A 16,277-nucleotide genomic window follows, 5' to 3' on the forward strand; every position below is an offset into this window, starting at 1 on the left:
TACGGTGGGAGCCATGTCCTCGCCCACAGGCCCCGCCGGCCCCACCGACCAGCTGCCCCTGTTCGACGCCGCCCCGCTGCGCGCGCCGAGCCCCGCTCCACCCGCGCCGGACGACGCCGCGGAGCAGGAGGTGCTTTTCGACCTCGAGGGGGTTCCCCGCGCCCCGGGCACGGCACCCGCGTGGACCGAGGGTCCGCGTGCCGCCTTCGATCTGGAGACGACGGGCCGCGACCCGCACACGGCCCGCATCGTCACGGCGTCCGTGGTGCGCACCGACGCCGCGGGCGCCGTGACGGACGAGTGGGAGTGGCTGGCGGACCCGGGGGTGGAGATCCCCGAGGAGGCGGCCGCCGTGCACGGGGTGAGCACCGAGCGGGCCCGCGCCGAGGGACGGCCCGCCGCGGCGGTGGTCGCTGAGATCGCCGGCGTCCTGGACGCCCTCTTCGCCGCGGGCACGCCCGTGCTGGTGTTCAACGCCTCGTACGACTTCACGGTCCTCGCCCACGAGGGCCGGCGCCACGGGGTCGAGGTGCCGCAGCCCTTCCCGGTGCTGGACCCCTACGTCCTCAACAAGCAGGTGCACCGGTACCGGCGCGGCAAGCGCACCCTCGGGGCGCTGTGCGAGGAGTACGGGGTCCAGCTCACCGCGGCGCACACCTCGGCGGCGGACTCGGTCGCCACGGAGCGGCTGGCGGTGCTGATGGCCCGCCGCTTCCCCGAGCTGGTGCGCCCCGCGGACGCGCTCCACGCCGACCAGGTCGGGTGGGCGGCCGAGCAGGCCGCCGGGCTGCAGGAGTACTTCCGCCGGACCCGCCCGGACGCGGTGGTCGACGGCGCCTGGCCGCTCCGCCGCCCCGAGGACGTCTGAGCGCTCCCCGGGGACGGCGGCCCGGCCCCGACCCGGCGGCCCGGGTCGGGGCCGGAGTCAGGCGGCCGGCCGCGCCTCGGCGGCCGCCCGGGCCGCGGCCGGCAGGGCGGAGACGATCCGGTCCATCGCGGCGTCGTCGTGCGCGGCGGAGAGGAACCAGGCCTCGAACACCGACGGGGGCAGGTAGACGCCCTGGTCGAGCATCGCGTGGAAGAACGCCGGGTAGCGGAAGGTCTCCTGCGCCTTGGCCTGCGCGTAGTCGTGCACACCGGTGGCGGAGGTCCCGAAGGCCACCGAGAACAGGTTGCCGGCCGACTGGATCGAGTGGTCGACCCCGGCCTCCGTCAGCGCCGCGCGCACGGCCTCCTGCAGCTGCGCCGAGCGCCGGTCGACGGTCTGGTAGGCGATCCGGTCCGCGGTGCGCAGGGTCGCCGCGCCCGCGGCCATCGCCACCGGGTTCCCGGACAGGGTCCCGGCCTGGTAGACGGGGCCCACGGGCGCGAGGTGGTTCATCACCCCGGCGCGGCCGCCCACGCCGGCCACGGGCAGACCGCCGCCGATGACCTTGCCGAACATGAACAGGTCGGGCTCCCAGCCGTCCCCCCCGGCCGCGGTGAGGCCCCAGTAGCCCGCCTCGTGCACGCGGAACCCGGTGAGCACCTCGTCGAAGATCATCAGCGCCCCGTGCTCCCGGGTGATCCGGCGCAGGCCCGCGTTGAAGCCCTCGCCGGGGGCGACCACGCCCATGTTGGCGGGGGCGCCCTCCGTGATGACGGCGGCGATCCGGCCGGGGTGGGCGGCGAAGGCCTCCTCCACGGCGGCGAGGTCGTTGTAGGGCAGCACCAGGGTCTCGGCCGCGGTGGCCGCGGTGACCCCGGCGGAGCCGGGCAGGGCGAGGGTCGCGACACCGGAGCCCGCCTCGGACAGCAGGGAGTCCACGTGCCCGTGGTAGCACCCGGCGAACTTCACGACCAGGTCCCGGCCGGTCACGCCGCGCGCCAGCCGGATCGCGGTCATGGCCGCCTCGGTGCCGGTCGAGACCATGCGCAGCTCGTCGATCGCGCCGATCCGCTCGACCACGAGCTCTGCCAGCTCGGTCTCGCCGCGCGTCGTCGCCCCGAAGGACAGGCCGCGCTCCACGGCCTCGTGCACGGCCTCGATGACGGCCGGGTGGGAGTGCCCGACGAGAGCGGGCCCCCACGAGCTCACGAGGTCCACGTACTCGCGGCCGTCGACGTCGGTGAGGTACGGGCCCTTGGCCGCAGTGATGAAGGGAGGGGTGCCGCCCACGGACGCGAAGGCCCGCACCGGGGAGTTGACCCCGCCGGGCATGACCTTGCGCGCGCGGTCGAAGAGTTCCTGGGAAACGCTCATGGGTTCTGTCTGCTTCCTTTCGCCGGGGATGCCGGCTCGGGGGACGGTCGGGTTCAGGAGAGGCCGTTCTCGTCGCGGAACCAGTCCGCGAGCTCGACGGCGAAGTAGGTGAGCACAGAGTCGGCGCCCGCGCGGCGGATGGACAGCACGGACTCCTGGACCGCGGCCCGCCGGTCGATCCAGCCGTTGGCGGCCGCGGCCTCGATCATGGCGTACTCGCCGGAGATCTGGTACGCGGAGACGGGCACCGGGGAGACCTCGGCCACGTCACGGAGGATGTCCAGATAGCTCATGGCGGGTTTCACCATGACCATGTCGGCGCCCTCGTCCAGGTCCAGCTGCAGCTCGTGCAGGGCCTCCCGGCGGTTGGCGGGGTCCATCTGGTAGGTGCGGCGGTCCCCCTGGAGCTGGGAGTCCACGGCCTCGCGGAACGGGCCGTAGAACGCGGAGGAGTACTTCGCGGAGTAGGCCAGGACGGCGACGTCGGGGCGACCGGCCTCGTCCAGGGCGGCGCGGATCACGCCGACCTGGCCGTCCATCATGCCGGACGGGCCGAGCACGTGGGCGCCCGCCTCGGCCTGGGCCACGGCCATCCGGCCGTAGATCTCCAGGGTCGCGTCGTTGTCCACCGTCCCGTCCTCGGCCAGGACGCCGCAGTGGCCGTGGTCGGTGAACTCGTCCAGGCACAGGTCCGCCATGATCACGAGGTCGTCGCCGACCTCGGCGCGGACGGCGCGCAGCGCCCGGTTCAGGATGCCCTCGGGGTCGCACCCCGCGCTGCCCTCGGGGTCCCGCGCGGCCGGCACGCCGAAGACCATGAATCCGCCGAGGCCCTTGGCGGCCGCCTCGGCGGCGGCGCGCCGGAGCGAGTCCATGGAGTGCTGGACGACCCCCGGCATGGAGCCGAGCGGGACGGGCTCGGCGAGGCCCTCCCGGACGAACACGGGAAGGATGAGGTCGGACGGATGGACCCTGGTCTGCGCGGCGAGACGGCGCACGGCCGGGGTGGTGCGCAGGCGGCGGGGGCGGGACACCAGGTCGTAGCGCGGGGTTCGGTGGGTCACGGAGTTCGTCTCCTCGGTCGTCGGGGTCGGTGTCGTCGGTGCGGCCGGGGCCGGGATCCCCGCCGTCGGGGTCGGTGCGGGGGCCCCCGGATCGGCGCGGGCGGCCGGCTCCGGGGCCACGAGGGCCCGGGCGAGGGCGTCGCGGATCCCTTCCGGGGTGGGCAGGGACGCGGCCACGGACGGCAGGCCGCGGTCGGCGGCGGCGCGGCGCGTCGGCTCGCCGATGGCCACGAGGACGGTACCCGCCAGGACGGCGGGGTCGTCGCCCACGAGCTCGGCGAGGTGGGACGGCGCGGTGAGCACCACGGCGTCCACCTGGCCCGCGGCCAGGACCGCCAGCAGGTCCGACCGGTGGAGCTCGTCCACGTCGTCCACGTCGTCGGCCGGGGTCGGCCGCACGAGCGGCGCGGCGGCCGGCCAGGGCACGGTCTCGTAGGCCGTGGCCGTCAGGACCCGGTACCCCCGCGCGGTCAGGCCGCTCTTGAGGACGGGCCGGGCCCGGGCGGAGAGCGGCAGCAGGACCGTGCCGGGAGCGGGCTCCGGCGGCCAGTCGGCGAGCAGCCCGGCGGCCGAGTGCACCGTGCCGGGCACGAGGACCGGCGGCAGCCCTGCCGCCGTGAGGGCCGTGGCCGTGGCGTCCCCCACGGCGGCCACGCGCAGACCGGCCCGCCGTGCCGCCGCCAACCGGTCGCCCAGGTCGGGGCCGGCCGGGTCCCCGGCGACCGCGCACAGCGCCCGGACCGCGTTGACCGAGGTCACCACCAGCCAGGTCCGCGCCGCGGAACCCGGGTCCGCCGCACGGTCGAGCAGGGCGGCCACGGGACCGGTGTCCCGGGGCAGGGTGGCCTCCAGCAGCGGAGCGAGGCGGACCCGGGACCCGTGCCCGCGCAGCAGCTCCACGAGCTCCCGGGCCCGGTCGGCGGAGCGGGTGACGACGACCCTGGCGCCGCGGAGGTCTGCGGCGGGGTCGGCGGAGCGGTCGGCGGGACCGGGGTGCGGCACGGGTCTCAGAGCGTCAACCGGGCCAGCCGGCCGGCGCCGTCGGCGAGAAGCTCGTCGCCCAGCCGGATGCCGAGGGCGCGGGCGTCGTCGACGCCACGCTCCGCGGTGCGGCCGCTGCGGCGCATGAGCCGGCTGCCGTCCGGGTCGGCCACGAGGACGTCGAGCACGAGCTCGCCGCCCTCGATCCGCCCGAAGGTGCCCACGGGGGCCGCGCACCCCGCCTCGAGCCGGGTCAGCAGCGCCCGCTCGGCGGTCACCGCCAGACGGGTCCCCAGGTGGTCCACCGCGGCGAGGCCGGCGGCGAGCGGGGTGTCGCCGGAGGCGTCCTCCGTGCGGCACTCCAGGGCGAGGGCGCCCTGTCCGGGGGCGGGGAGCATGACGGAGGGCTCGATCAGCTCGGTGATCGCGTCCTCGAGTCCGAGGCGCCGCAGCCCGGAGGCGGCCAGCACCACGGCGTCGAGGTCACCGGGGGCCACCCGCCCCAGCCGGGTGCCCACGTTGCCCCGGATGTCGACGATCTCCAGGTCCGGACGCGCCGCGCGCACCTGCGCCGCGCGGCGCGGCGAGCCGGTGCCGACCTTCGCCCCCGGGGGCAGGCCGGTGAGGGTCAGCCCGTCGCGGGCGCACAGGGCGTCGCGGGGGTCCTCCCGCTCCGGCACCGCGGCGACCTCGAGGCCCGGCACGGGAGCCGTGGGCAGGTCCTTGAGGGAGTGCACCGCCAGGTCCACGGAGCCGGCCAGCAGCGCGGCCCGCAGGGCAGTGGCGAAGACCCCGGTGCCGCCCATCTGGGACAGGGGTCCCGTCAGGACGTCGCCCTCGGTGCGGATCGTGACGAGCTCCGGCTCCAGCCCGCCGGCCGCCGCGACGGCGCGGGCCGCCGTGGTGGTCTGGGTGAGCGCGAGCCGGGAGCCGCGGGTCCCCACCCGGAACGCCGGACGCTCCTGCGCCGCGGCCGTCACGCCCACCGCACCTCCCCGGCCTCGTCGAGGTCGACCGGGACGGGCTCGCCCTGGGGGCGCTGCGCGATGGTCGGACGGGGCCCCGCGGCGCCGCGCAGCACCTTGACGCAGCAGTCCGGGGCGCAGTCGTCGAACCACGTGCCCCGGGCGCACGCGGAGACCCGCGGCGGGGCCGTGCGCCCGGCGACGCGCTGCTCCACGAGATCCGCGAGCCCGGCCACGAACGCCGGGTGCGTGCCCGCGGTGGGGGTGCGCACGGCTGGGAGGCCGAGCCGCTCGCAGGTCTCCAGGGCCTCGGTGTCGAGGTCCCACTTGACCTCCATGTGGTCGGAGACGAAGCCCAGCGGCACGAGGATCACGCCGGCGACACCGCGCTCGGCGAGCTCCTCGAGGGCGTCGTTCACGTCCGGCTCGAGCCACGGCACCTGCGGGGGCCCGGAGCGGGACTGGTAGACGAGGTCCCAGGTGTGGTCCCCGAGCTCCTCCGGCCCCACGCGCTCCAGCACGGTCCGCGCCACCGCCAGGTGCTGGGCGACGTAGGCGGAGCCTTCTTCGAAGTCCATCCGCGCCGGGCCCGAGGCCTCGGCGTCGGTCGTGGGGATGGAGTGGGTGCAGAACAGGATCGCGATCCTGCCGCCGTCGGCACCGAGCCGATCGCGCACCTGCGCGAGGCCCTCCTGGAGGCCTTCGACGAAGGGCTGCACGAAGCCCTCGGAGTCGTAGTACTGGCGGACCTTGTCGACCTGCATCCCTGCCGTGAGGTCGAGCTCCTCGAGCGCCACCCCGTAGTCCTCGCGGTACTGGCGGCAGCCCGAGTAGCTGGAGTAGGCGCTGGTGGCGAGCACCAGGAGCTTGCGCAGGCCGCGCGCGTGGCACTCCCGCACGACGTCCGTCACGTAGGGCGCCCAGTTGCGGTTGGCCCACAGCACGGGCACGCTCAGGCCCCGGCCGAGCAGCTCGGCCTCGAGGGCGGAGCGCAGCGCGCGGTTCTGGGCGTTGATGGGGCTCACGCCGCCGTTGGCCCGGTAGTGGGTGGCGACCTCCTCGAGCCGCTCGTCGGGGATGCCGCGGCCCTTCGTGACGTTGCGCAGGAACGGCAGGACGTCGTCCTGCCCCTCCGGCCCGCCGAAGGACGAGAGGACGACGGCGTCGTAGTCCTCGGGCGCGTGCGCGCGGGCCCGCGACAGGGCGTTCTCGGCGCTCACCGGAGCACCTCCGCGAGCTCCTCGGTGCGAAGGCGGCGACCCGTGTAGAACGGTGTCTCCTCGCGCACGTGCAGCCGGGCCTCCGTGTTGCGGAAGGCCCGCATCACGTCGACGAGGTCCACCAGCTCGGGTGCCTCCAGCGCGAGCAGCCACTCGAAGTCGTTGAGCCCGAAGCACGCGATGGTGTTCGCGAGGACCTGCGGGTAGTCGCGCGCCGCCATGCCGTGGTTGCGCAGCATCTCGGCGCGGCGCTGGGCGTTCATGTAGTACCACTCGTAGGAGCGCACGAACGGGTAGACGCAGACCCAGTTCTCCGGGGCGACACCGCGGGCGAAGGACGGCGAGTGGTTCCGGGTGAACTCGGCGTCCCGGTGGACCCCCATCGCGTTCCAGGCCTGCGCGGTGCCGGCCAGGAGCTCCGTGCGGCGCAACCGGCGGACCGCCGACTGGAGCGCCTGGGGGTCGTCGCCGTGCAGCCACGTGAGGACGTCGGCGTCCTCACGCATCCCCGAGACGTCGTAGGCGCCGCGCAGCGTCACGCCCTCGGCCGCCAGTTGCTCGACGACGCCGTCGAACGCGGCGGCCGCTGAGGCGTCGTCGCCGGCCGTGCGGGCCTCGGCGCCGCCGGCGGGGCGGGCGAACACCGACCAGACGGCCCAGTGCAGACGCTCCGCGCCGCCGTCCTGCGTCGGCTCGGGCCGGGCGGCGGGGCGGCCGCCGTGCTCGAGGGGGCTGGTGTCGTGGGACAAGGCTCAGTCCTTTCCTGGGGTGCTGGTCGGTGGGGTCCGCGCCGGATCGGCGGCCGGCGCGTCGTCCGGGACGCCCGCCTCGGCGAGCAGGAGGCGGACCTGGGCCCGGGTGTCGGCGACGACGGAGGCGAGGCCCGTTCCCGCGAGCCACCCGCCCACCGCGACGGCGTCGGGCAGCTCCGCCAGCGCCCGCCGGAAGTCGGCGACCCGCCGGGCGTGCCCGACGCCGGCGCGGGGCAGCGCGGAGCGCCAGCGCACGATGTCCGCGCCGACGAGCTGGGCGGGTCGCAGGGGCATGCCCAGGAGGGTCGAGGCGTCGGAGAGGGCCAGGCGGACGAGCTGGTCGTCGGGCAGGGCCACCTCCGGGGGCACGGCGGAGGCGTCGGGCTGGGCACGGCCGTAGGAGAGCCGCAGCACGTGCCGGCCGGGGCCTGCGGCCTGCCGCACCCAGTCCCACTTGGCGCTCGCGTGGGTGAGGGCCTTGGCGCGCACGCCGCGGGCGTCCTCGCTCACGAGCAGGCCGGTGCCCCGGGGGGCTCCGTCGAGGCGCGGCTCGTCGACCACGAGCGTGGCCAGGGCCACCTGGGGTCCGGCCTCCGGGGCGAACCGCTGGAGCTCCTCCTCGTGGCTGGCCAGGAGCCGGACGGCGGCCGTGCCGTCGGCGGCCATCACGAGCAGCTCCCCGCGCGCCACGGCGGTCTTGTGGCCGAAGCGCGGCTGGCGCTGGATGACCATCCAGCCCTCGCGCCGGGGGTCGCGGTCGAGGGCGATGACGTCGTAGCCGGTGACGAGCTTCACGCCCGCCCGCTCGAGATCGTGCACGAGGGCCTCGGACAGGGCGTTCATGCCACCGCGCAGCCCGGCCACGTTCGCCCCCGCGGGCGCGGCGCGGCGCAGGGCGCCCGCCGCGGCGCCGAGGGAGCCGTGCTCGCGCAGCGCCCGGCGCAGGCCCGGGGCCACGGCGTCGACGTCGAGGTCGTCGGGGTGGGCGGAGTGCACGCCCATGGCGAACGGCGCGACGAGCCGGTCGAGCACCCGGTCCCCCATCCGGGCCCGGACGAGGCCTCCGAGGGAGCGCTCGGTCATGCCGACGAACGCCGGCAGCCTGCGGTCGAGGCCGGCGCGCAGCATGCCGGCCCGGCCGATGGCCGCCCGCAGCCGGGGGGCGGTCGGGTCGGCGGGGATGCCCAGGATCCCGGAGTCGGGGGCGGGCACGGCGCCCTCCGGCAGGAAGAGCCACGAGCCGGAACGGTTGGGGTGCACCACGCGCTCGCCGAGGCCGAGCTCGTCCAGCAGGTCGGGGACCGCCCGGGAGCGGGTCGCGAAGGACTCGGCGCCGGAGTCCAGGACGAGGCCGGCCACCTGGTGGGCGCCGACGGCTCCGCCGAGCTGGTCCTCGGCCTCGACCAGCGTGACACGCAGCCCGCGGGCGGCCAGGTCGCGGGCGGCCACGAGCCCGGAGACGCCGCCGCCCACGACGAGGGCGGAGCGGGGCGGGGTCCGTCGGGCGGACCGTCCGTCCGGCGCCGCGCTCACGGCCGTCCACCGCCCGGGGTCTGCTCCAGCGGCTGGTCGTGGACGAAGGACACGAGGTCGGTCAGCACCTGCGGGTCGGTGCCCGGCGGGACACCGTGGCCGAGGTTGACGACGTGCCCCGGGGCCGAGTCCCCGCCGCGCAGCACCTCGCGCACGTGCTCGGCGAGCACGGGCCAGGGCGCGGCGAGCAGGGCAGGGTCGATGTTGCCCTGCAGCACGGTGGACCCCCCGAGCCGCCGGTTCGCCTCCACCAGCGGGATCCGGTGGTCCACGCCCACCGCGTCCGCGCCGGCGTCCCGCATCGCGCCGAGCAGCTCGCCCGTGCCCGTCCCGAAGTGGACGCGGGGTACGGCGAGGTCCTCGACGGCGCGCAGCGCGGCCGCCGAGTGCTCCAGGACGTGCGCGGAGTAGTCGGCCAGGGACAGGGAGCCCGCCCAGGAGTCGAAGAGCTGCACGGCGGAGGCGCCGGCCTCGACCTGGGCGCGCAGGAACGCCCCGGACGTCCGGGCCGCCCACTCGGCGAGCGCCCGCCAGGCCGCCGGGTCGGCGTGCATCATCGTGCGCGGCAGCAGATGGTCCCGGGAGGGCCCGCCCTCGACCATGTAGGCGGCCACGGTGAACGGCGCCCCGGCGAAGCCGATGAGCGGGGTCGAGCCGAGGTCCGCGACGGTGCGGGCGACGGCCTCGCGGACCGGGTCGAGGGCCGCCTCGGCGAGCTCGGGCAGGGCTGCAACGTCGGCGGCCGTGCGCACGGGGCGCTCCAGCACGGGCCCGCGGCCCGGGACGATCTCGACGTCCACCCCGGCCACGCGCATCGGGACGACGATGTCGGAGAAGAAGATGGCGGCGTCGACTCCGTGCCGGCGCACGGGCTGGAGCGTGATCTCGGCGGCCATCGCCGGATCCAGGCAGGAGTCGAGCATGGCGGTGCCCTGGCGCAGGGTCCGGTACTCCGGCAGCGACCGGCCCGCCTGCCGCATGAACCACACCGGGCGGCGGTCGGGCGCACGGCCCGTGAGGGCCTGCAGCAGCGGGGCGTCCAGCGTGCCGGCGGAGCGCAGAGGGTGCCCCTGCGGCAGCGCCCCGAGCGATCCGGTCAGGCGCTGGAACGCCGCCGAGGGGTGGGTGCCGCCCGTGAGGTGCCCGGGAACGGCTGCGGTCGACGTGTCCGGCGTGCTCGCCGTCTCAGGGGTGGTAGGCATAGTGCTCCCATTGTGCCAAGGAACACCGACGTCGTTTACCGACGCAGCGTCACCGGACCGCCCGACGGGTGGTTCGGTGACGGACGTGAGCGGTCTCTCGGACGTCACCGAGGCACGGATCCGCGGTGACCGTCTAGTATGAATGCACTGTGGTCCTCTTCGCACTCGTCGCCTCCCACCAGAACGTCGATCTGAACACCGTTGCGCGTCTCAGCACCGGTGCGCTCGGGCTGTCCGAGGAGATGGTCCGCAACGGACCGCTCCGGGGTGCCGTGACCCTCGCGACGTGCAACCGGCTCGAGATCTACGGCGAGCTCGAGGTCGCCCCGGGCGTCTCGTCCGGTGCGGCGCTGGACCGGGTCCTGGCCGACCTCGCCGAGCAGATCGGCTCCCGCGCCGGGCTCGACCCCGAGTTCGTGGCCGACTCCCTGCGGGCCTACACCGACTCCGGCGCCGCGCGCCACCTCTTCACCGTGGTCTCGGGGCTGGAGTCCGCCGTGGTGGGCGAGCGCGAGATCACCGGGCAGGTCCGGCGCGCCCTCAACGACGCCCAGCAGGCCGGGACCGTCTCGGGCAAGCTCCAGCGGCTGTTCGAGGCGGCCGCCCGCACCGCCCGCAAAGTGGGCACGCAGACCGCCCTGGGCGAGCGAGGCCGCTCCATCGTCTCCGTGGCCCTGGACCTCGCCGACGACGTCACGTCCGGTACCTGGGCCTCCCGCCGCGCCCTCGTGTTCGGCACGGGCGCCTACGCGGGGGCGACCATGGCCGCCCTGCGCGACCGCGGCTGCGCCGACATCGAGGTGTACTCGGCATCGGGCCGGGCCGAGCAGTTCACGGAGAACCGCGGCGGCACGCCGGTGGGGACCGAGGAGCTGGCCGTGGCCCTGCAGCGCGCCGACGTCGTGATCGGCTGCAGCGGCGGCTCCGCCCCCATGGGTGCCGCTGCGTTCCCCGCCGGGGCCCGCACCGTGGTCGACCTGGCCCTGACCCGGGACTTCGACCCCGCCGTGGCGGACCTGGCCGGCGTCGAGCTCATCACCCTGGAGTCGGTGCGGGTGGCCGCCCCCGACGAGACCCGGGAGTCCGTCGACGCCGCGGGCGGGATCGTCGAGCGTGCCGCCCAGGAGTTCGCCGCGAGCCAGGACGCCCGCGACATGGACGCCGCGATCGTCGCCCTGCGCAAGCACACCATGGCCGTCCTCGACGCCGAGCTCGAGAAGGTCACCTCCCACCACGGATGCACGGCCGCGCAGGAGCAGATCGAGCTCGCGATGCGGCGCATGGTCCGCTCCCTCCTGCACACCCCCACCGTCCGCGCGCGCGAGCTCGCCGCGCAGGGCCGGCAGGACGAGTACATCACCGGACTGGCGGCGCTGTACGGGATCGAGGTCCCCGAGCCCGCTGCGGAGGTGACCGCAGCGCCGGCGGACGAGGCGCCGGCGGAGGTCGCCCGCCGCTCCCAGGCCGCGGGGTAGGCAGCATTCGTTCGGCCGGCGCCGCCGGCCGGTTGAGGAGGAACGGTTCATGACAGAGACCAGGAGAGGCCGCCCCGCGCGCCTCCCGCGCGAGGCCCGCCGGCGGCAGCTGCTCGAGACGGCGCTGACCGTGTTCTCCGCGAACGGCTACCACGGGTCGTCCATGGACGACATCGCCGACGCCGCCCAGGTGAGCAAGCCCGTCCTCTACCAGCACTTCCCCGGCAAGCGCGAGCTGTACCTGGCCCTCGTGGACCACTACCTCCTGGAGCTCTCGACCGGGCTCGTCTCGGCCCTGCAGGGCAGCGACGTGAACCGCGAGCGGGTGGAGTCCATGCTGGACGTCTACTTCGGTTTCGTGGAGGCCAACCCGGAGGCCCACCGGCTGATCTTCGAGTCGGACCTGCTGGCGGACCCCGAGGTCGCGGAGCGCTTCGAGAACTTCCACCTGGCCGTGGCGGACTCGATCGCCGGGGTCCTCGGGCCCAACGCGGGGCTGAGCCACCCGCACGCGGTGCTCGTCTCCCGCTCCCTCACCGGCATGGCGCAGACCGCCGCGGTGCACTGGATCCGCAATCCGGGCACCGGCGGACGGGACGAGGCCCAGCGCCAGATCTTCCGTTTAGCTTGGGGCGGAATCTCGATCATCGACGAGGACTGGCAGTAGCGCCCTCCTAGACTGACCGGGACGCACCCCGCAGCCCTGTCCAGGAGGAACCATGGAAATCAAGATCGGTGTTCAGCACGTCGCCCGGGAGATCGTCGTCGAGTCCGCGCTCGAGGCGCCGGAGGCCGTGGAGCTGATCACCGCGGCCATGTCCTCCGGGTCCCCCCTGACCCTGACGGACACCAAGGGCAACGTGACGGTCGTCCCCGCCGGCGTCATCGGCTACGCCGCCGTCGGCGCCGAGCAGAAGCGGGCGGTCGGCTTCACCCCCTTCGCCAAGGACGGCTGAGGCCCCGTCCGCCCGGCGCGGCGGACCCGGCCCGGCGACCGCACGGAGCGTGCGCGGTCGTCGGGCTAGACTGTTAAGCGCACTGGATGACCGGTCGTACCCGCGATCCCACGAACGACAGACACCTACTCGCCCCCGCTCCCCGCGAACAGGCCCCGCACGGCGGCCTCGCGCAGGACCGGATCCGGGCGCCACGCTCCCGTGGCCCACCCGGTCGAGGCGGCGCACGCTCACGATCGGCTTCCACCCAACGCACGCCCCCGGCGTCCGCCAGCACGGCGGCCCCGAGGCCGGACCCTGAGGTCCCCTCCCTTCAGCGGGCGTGCCCGAACGAAGGAACCCGACCGTGACCGACTACATCACCGACACCGCACCGGACGCCGCGCCCGGCGACGAGACCGTCCTCGACGGCACCCCCGAGGTGGTCGTCGAGACCACCGAGCACCCCGAGCCGCTGCCCCAGGACTTCGCCGAGTTCGGGGTGCGCCAGGACATCGTGGACTCCCTCGCGGCCGAGGGCATCGTCCACCCCTTCCCCATCCAGGCCATGACCCTGCCGGTGGCGCTGTCCGGGCAGGACATCATCGGCCAGGCCAAGACCGGCACGGGCAAGACCCTCGGCTTCGGCATCCCCGTGGTCCAGCGCGTCGTGGGCCGCGGCGACGCGGGGTGGGACAAGCTGAAGAAGCCCGGGGCCCCGCAGGCGCTCATCGTGGTGCCCACCCGCGAGCTCGCCGTCCAGGTCGGCCACGACCTGGCGACCGCCGCGCGGACCCGCAACGCCCGGGTGGCGACCATCTACGGCGGGCGCGCCTACGAGCCCCAGATCGAGCAGCTGCAGGCGGGCGTCGAGGTCGTCGTCGGCACCCCCGGCCGGCTCATCGACCTCAACCGGCAGCGCCACCTCGACCTCTCCGCCGTGCGGGCCGTGGTGCTCGACGAGGCCGACGAGATGCTCGACCTCGGGTTCCTGCCCGACGTCGAGAAGCTGCTCTCGGCCGTGCCCGAGGTCCGTCAGACCATGCTGTTCTCCGCGACGATGCCCGGGCCCGTGGTGGCCATGGCCCGCCGCTACATGACCAAGCCCATGCACATCCGGGCCGCCGCGCCGGACGAGGGTGCCACCAAGAAGGACATCCGACAGGTGGTCTACCGGGCGCACCAGCTCGACAAGGACGAGGTCGTGGCCCGGATCCTGCAGGCCGAGGGCCGGGGGCGCACGATCGTGTTCACCAAGACCAAGCGGGCCGCGGCCAAGCTCGCGGACGAGCTGATCACCCGCGGCTTCGCCGCCGCCCCGCTGCACGGCGACCTGGGCCAGGGCGCCCGCGAGCAGGCGCTGCGCGCGTTCCGCAACAACAAGGTCGACGTGCTCGTGGCCACGGACGTCGCCGCCCGCGGCATCGACGTCGAGGACGTCACGCACGTCATCAACTTCCAGTGCCCCGAGGACGAGAAGACCTACTTGCACCGCACCGGACGCACCGGCCGCGCCGGCAACAAGGGCACGGCCGTGACGTTCGTGGACTGGGACGACGTCCCCCGCTGGCGGCTGATCGACAAGGCCCTGGAGCTAAGCATCCCCGAGCCCCGCGAGACCTACTCCTCCTCCGCGCACCTGTACGAGGAGCTGAGCATCCCGAAGGGCACCAAGGGCCGGCTCCCCCGCTCCCAGCGCACCCACGAGGGGCTCGGCGCCGAGGTGCTCGAGGACCTCGGCGAGCCCGGCGGGCGCAAGGGCGGCCCGCGCGGCAACGGCCAGGACGGGCGCTCGCGCGACCGCGGCGACTCCCGCCGTGGCGAGGGCCGCGGTGCCGGCCATGGCGAGGGGCGCGGCGGCCGCGGCCGCCGCGACGACGCCGCGACGTCGGCCGCTCCGCGCGAGGACGGCCGGGGACCCCGGGGGAAGACGCGGGAGACGGCCCCCGAGACCGCCCGGCAGACGTCGGTGGAGCGGACCTCGGACGGCACCACCCGGCGCCGCCGCCGCCGCCGCAACGGCGGGGCCCCGCAGGAGCAGAGCGGCACCGCCGGCGAGTGAGCCCCTTCGCCTTCGACGCCGAGGGCCCCGACGCGGTGGTCGCCGCGGAGAACCTGGATCTCCTGCGGCGGCTGCCCGGCAGGGCCTTCCGCATGATCTACGTGGACCCGCCGTTCAACACCGGCCGCACCCAGCGCCGGCGGGAGTCCACCGTGACCCCGGCCGCCGCCGGCGAGGGCGACCGCACCGGCTTCGCGGGCCGCTCCTACACGACCGTGCTGGGGGCCCTGCGCAGCTACGACGACGCGTTCGCCGACTACTGGGGGTTCCTGGAGCCCCGCCTCCGGGAGGCGTGGCGGGTGCTGGCCGACGACGGGACGCTGTACCTGCACCTGGACTACCGGGAGGTGCACTACGCGAAGGTCATGCTGGACGCGATCTTCGGGCGGGAGTGCTTCCTCAACGAGATCATCTGGGCCTACGACTACGGCGGGCGCTCCCGCCGCCGCTGGCCCGCCAAGCACGACAACGTCCTGGTGTACGTCAAGGACCCCGAGCGGTACCTGTTCGACACCGCCGAGGTGGACCGGGAGCCGTACATGGCCCCCGGTCTGGTGACCCCGGAGAAGGTCCGGCTGGGCAAGCTGCCCACGGACGTGTGGTGGCACACCATCGTCTCCCCCACCGGCCGCGAGAAGACCGGCTACCCCACGCAGAAGCCCGTGGGCCTGGTGCGGCGGATGGTCGCCGCGAGCTCCGCCCGCGGCGACTGGGTGCTGGACTTCTTCGCCGGCTCCGGAACGCTCGGCGCCGCGGCCGGGCAGCTGGACCGTCGGTTCGTGTGCGTGGACCGCAACCCGGAGGCGATCGAGGTCATGCGGTCACGCCTGCCGGGCGCGACCGTGTGGGACTGAGCTCGGGCTCCACCGGTGACGGCGGAGGTCCGGGCCAGGGCCGTCCGGCCGGGCCGGGCACCGGCCCGCGCGCGTGCAGGGGCCGGGGCAGGCCGGTCCCTGGACCGCTCAGGGATAGCGCACGGGGACGCCGGAGCCGGCCTGCTCCTCGATCCGCACCAGCGACTGGACGGAGGTCAGGTTCTCCCCCAGCCGGTTGGGCTTGCCGGCCCCGTGGTAGTCGCTCGAGCCCGTGACTACCAGGTCGTGCTCGGAGGCCATCCGGACGAGCCGCGCCCGGGCGTCGTCGGGGTTGTCGCGGTGCGCGACCTCGAGCCCGCCGAGACCGGCGTCGATCATGGCCTCGAAGACCTCCGGGCCCACGACCCGGCCACGGGCCGCGGCGAGCGGGTGGGCGAACACCGGGACGCCGCCGGCGGCCCGCACGAGGCGCACCGCGTGCACCGGGTCCGGGGCGTAGTGGGGGACGTAGTAGCGGGAGCGGCTGTGCAGCACCGAGGCGAAGGCCGCGGTGCGGTTCTCCACGACCCCCACGGTGACCAGAGCGTCGGCGATGTGCGGGCGGCCCACGGTCGCGCCCTCGCGCACGTGGTCCTGGACCACGTCCCAGTCGATCGGGTAGTCCTCGGACAGCAGCTCGACCATCCGCTCGGCCCGGGTGCGCCGGGAGCACCGGGAGGACTCGATCTCGGCGAGCAGCCCCGGTTCCTGCGGGTCGTGCAGGTAGCTGAGGAGGTGCACCGAGATCCCGTCGTCGGTGGTGCAGGAGATCTCCATGCCCGGGACGAAGGCGACTCCCAGGGCCACGGCGGCGTCCCCGGCCGCCTGCCAGCCGGACGTGGTGTCGTGGTCGGTGAGGGCGAAGACGTCCAGGCCTGCCGCGTGCGCCGCGCGGGCGACGTCCGCCGGGCTCTCCGTGCCGTCGGAGTCGGACGAGTGGGTGTGCAGGTCGATCTTCACCCGCTCCACGATACCGGTCCCGGCCGGACGGC

Annotated in this window: 14 protein-coding genes and 1 pseudogene; 6 read left to right on the forward strand and 9 right to left on the reverse strand. The window is 75.3% G+C overall.

Features of this window, described 5'->3' with window-relative positions; all coding sequences use genetic code 11:
• Positions 1-13 precede the first annotated feature (13 nt).
• The gene (locus tag ACFYE1_RS00650) at positions 14-868 is read left to right on the forward strand and encodes a 3'-5' exonuclease (RefSeq protein WP_387739071.1); all 855 of its coding nucleotides are present in this window, start codon (positions 14-16) and stop codon (positions 866-868) included.
• Positions 869-925: 57 nt separating this feature from the next.
• Here the strand turns inward: ACFYE1_RS00650 and hemL are convergent, their stop codons facing one another.
• The 8 genes and pseudogenes from hemL to hemE all read right to left on the reverse strand — a co-directional run bounded on the left by hemL (position 926) and on the right by hemE (position 9,959).
• Entirely contained in the window at positions 926-2,242 is a 1,317-nt protein-coding gene (hemL, locus tag ACFYE1_RS00655; protein WP_387738863.1) for a glutamate-1-semialdehyde 2,1-aminomutase, read from the reverse strand.
• Between the two features lie 53 nt (positions 2,243-2,295).
• The gene (hemB, locus tag ACFYE1_RS00660; protein WP_387739073.1) at positions 2,296-3,306 is read right to left on the reverse strand and encodes a porphobilinogen synthase; all 1,011 of its coding nucleotides are present in this window, start codon (positions 3,304-3,306) and stop codon (positions 2,296-2,298) included.
• Positions 3,307-3,462: 156 nt separating this feature from the next.
• Positions 3,463-4,308 (reverse strand): annotated as a pseudogene (locus ACFYE1_RS00665) (uroporphyrinogen-III synthase); the annotation flags it as partial.
• Between the two features lie 5 nt (positions 4,309-4,313).
• The gene (gene hemC, locus ACFYE1_RS00670; protein WP_387738866.1) at positions 4,314-5,273 is read right to left on the reverse strand and encodes a hydroxymethylbilane synthase; all 960 of its coding nucleotides are present in this window, start codon (positions 5,271-5,273) and stop codon (positions 4,314-4,316) included.
• Positions 5,264-6,472: a ferrochelatase gene (locus ACFYE1_RS00675; RefSeq protein WP_387738868.1), complete on the reverse strand. Its 1,209-nt coding sequence runs from the start codon at positions 6,470-6,472 to the stop codon at positions 5,264-5,266. The genes hemC and ACFYE1_RS00675 overlap by 10 nt, the downstream gene beginning before the upstream one ends.
• On the reverse strand, positions 6,469-7,221 hold the full coding sequence (gene hemQ / locus ACFYE1_RS00680) for a hydrogen peroxide-dependent heme synthase (RefSeq protein ID WP_387738871.1): 753 nt from the start codon (positions 7,219-7,221) through the stop codon (positions 6,469-6,471). The genes ACFYE1_RS00675 and hemQ overlap by 4 nt, the downstream gene beginning before the upstream one ends.
• 3 nt (positions 7,222-7,224) lie before the next feature.
• A complete protein-coding gene (gene hemG / locus ACFYE1_RS00685; RefSeq protein ID WP_387738873.1) occupies positions 7,225-8,757 on the reverse strand; it encodes a protoporphyrinogen oxidase in 1,533 nt (510 codons plus the stop codon).
• On the reverse strand, positions 8,754-9,959 hold the full coding sequence (gene hemE, locus ACFYE1_RS00690) for a uroporphyrinogen decarboxylase (protein ID WP_387738875.1): 1,206 nt from the start codon (positions 9,957-9,959) through the stop codon (positions 8,754-8,756). The genes hemG and hemE overlap by 4 nt, the downstream gene beginning before the upstream one ends.
• A 149-nt stretch (positions 9,960-10,108) precedes the next feature.
• Between hemE and ACFYE1_RS00695 the strand changes: the two genes are divergently transcribed.
• The 5 genes from ACFYE1_RS00695 to ACFYE1_RS00715 all read left to right on the forward strand — a co-directional run bounded on the left by ACFYE1_RS00695 (position 10,109) and on the right by ACFYE1_RS00715 (position 15,285).
• A complete protein-coding gene (locus ACFYE1_RS00695) occupies positions 10,109-11,434 on the forward strand; it encodes a glutamyl-tRNA reductase (protein ID WP_387738878.1) in 1,326 nt (441 codons plus the stop codon).
• 49 nt (positions 11,435-11,483) lie between these two features.
• Positions 11,484-12,101 carry a TetR/AcrR family transcriptional regulator gene (locus tag ACFYE1_RS00700; protein WP_387738880.1) on the forward strand — a complete coding sequence of 206 codons (618 nt, stop codon included), beginning with the start codon at positions 11,484-11,486 and terminating at the stop codon, positions 12,099-12,101.
• Between the two features lie 52 nt (positions 12,102-12,153).
• Positions 12,154-12,390 (forward strand): DUF3107 domain-containing protein, encoded by a 237-nt coding sequence (locus ACFYE1_RS00705; protein WP_387738882.1) that lies wholly within the window; start codon positions 12,154-12,156, stop codon positions 12,388-12,390.
• A gap of 346 nt (positions 12,391-12,736) precedes the next feature.
• Entirely contained in the window at positions 12,737-14,431 is a 1,695-nt protein-coding gene (locus ACFYE1_RS00710) for a DEAD/DEAH box helicase (protein ID WP_387738884.1), read from the forward strand.
• A complete protein-coding gene (locus tag ACFYE1_RS00715; protein ID WP_387738886.1) occupies positions 14,428-15,285 on the forward strand; it encodes a DNA-methyltransferase in 858 nt (285 codons plus the stop codon). The genes ACFYE1_RS00710 and ACFYE1_RS00715 overlap by 4 nt, the downstream gene beginning before the upstream one ends.
• A gap of 108 nt (positions 15,286-15,393) precedes the next feature.
• Here ACFYE1_RS00715 and ACFYE1_RS00720 read toward each other — a convergent pair whose 3' ends face one another.
• A complete protein-coding gene (locus ACFYE1_RS00720; protein ID WP_387738889.1) occupies positions 15,394-16,245 on the reverse strand; it encodes a PHP domain-containing protein in 852 nt (283 codons plus the stop codon).
• Positions 16,246-16,277: the final 32 nt, after the last annotated feature.

This window comes from Kocuria nitroreducens (assembly GCF_042879195.1).
GTDB lineage: Bacteria > Actinomycetota > Actinomycetes > Actinomycetales > Micrococcaceae > Kocuria > Kocuria nitroreducens.

Excerpts from the sequence above, each read along its gene's own strand:
- ACFYE1_RS00705 (WP_387738882.1), top strand. The coding sequence starts at position 12,154 with ATGGAAATCAAGATCGGTGTTCAGCACGTCGCCCGGGAGATCGTCGTC.
- ACFYE1_RS00650 (WP_387739071.1), top strand. The coding sequence starts at position 14 with ATGTCCTCGCCCACAGGCCCCGCCGGCCCCACCGACCAGCTGCCCCTG.
- ACFYE1_RS00700 (WP_387738880.1), top strand. The coding sequence starts at position 11,484 with ATGACAGAGACCAGGAGAGGCCGCCCCGCGCGCCTCCCGCGCGAGGCC.
- hemE (WP_387738875.1), bottom strand. The coding sequence starts at position 9,959 with ATGCCTACCACCCCTGAGACGGCGAGCACGCCGGACACGTCGACCGCA.
- hemL (WP_387738863.1), bottom strand. The coding sequence starts at position 2,242 with ATGAGCGTTTCCCAGGAACTCTTCGACCGCGCGCGCAAGGTCATGCCC.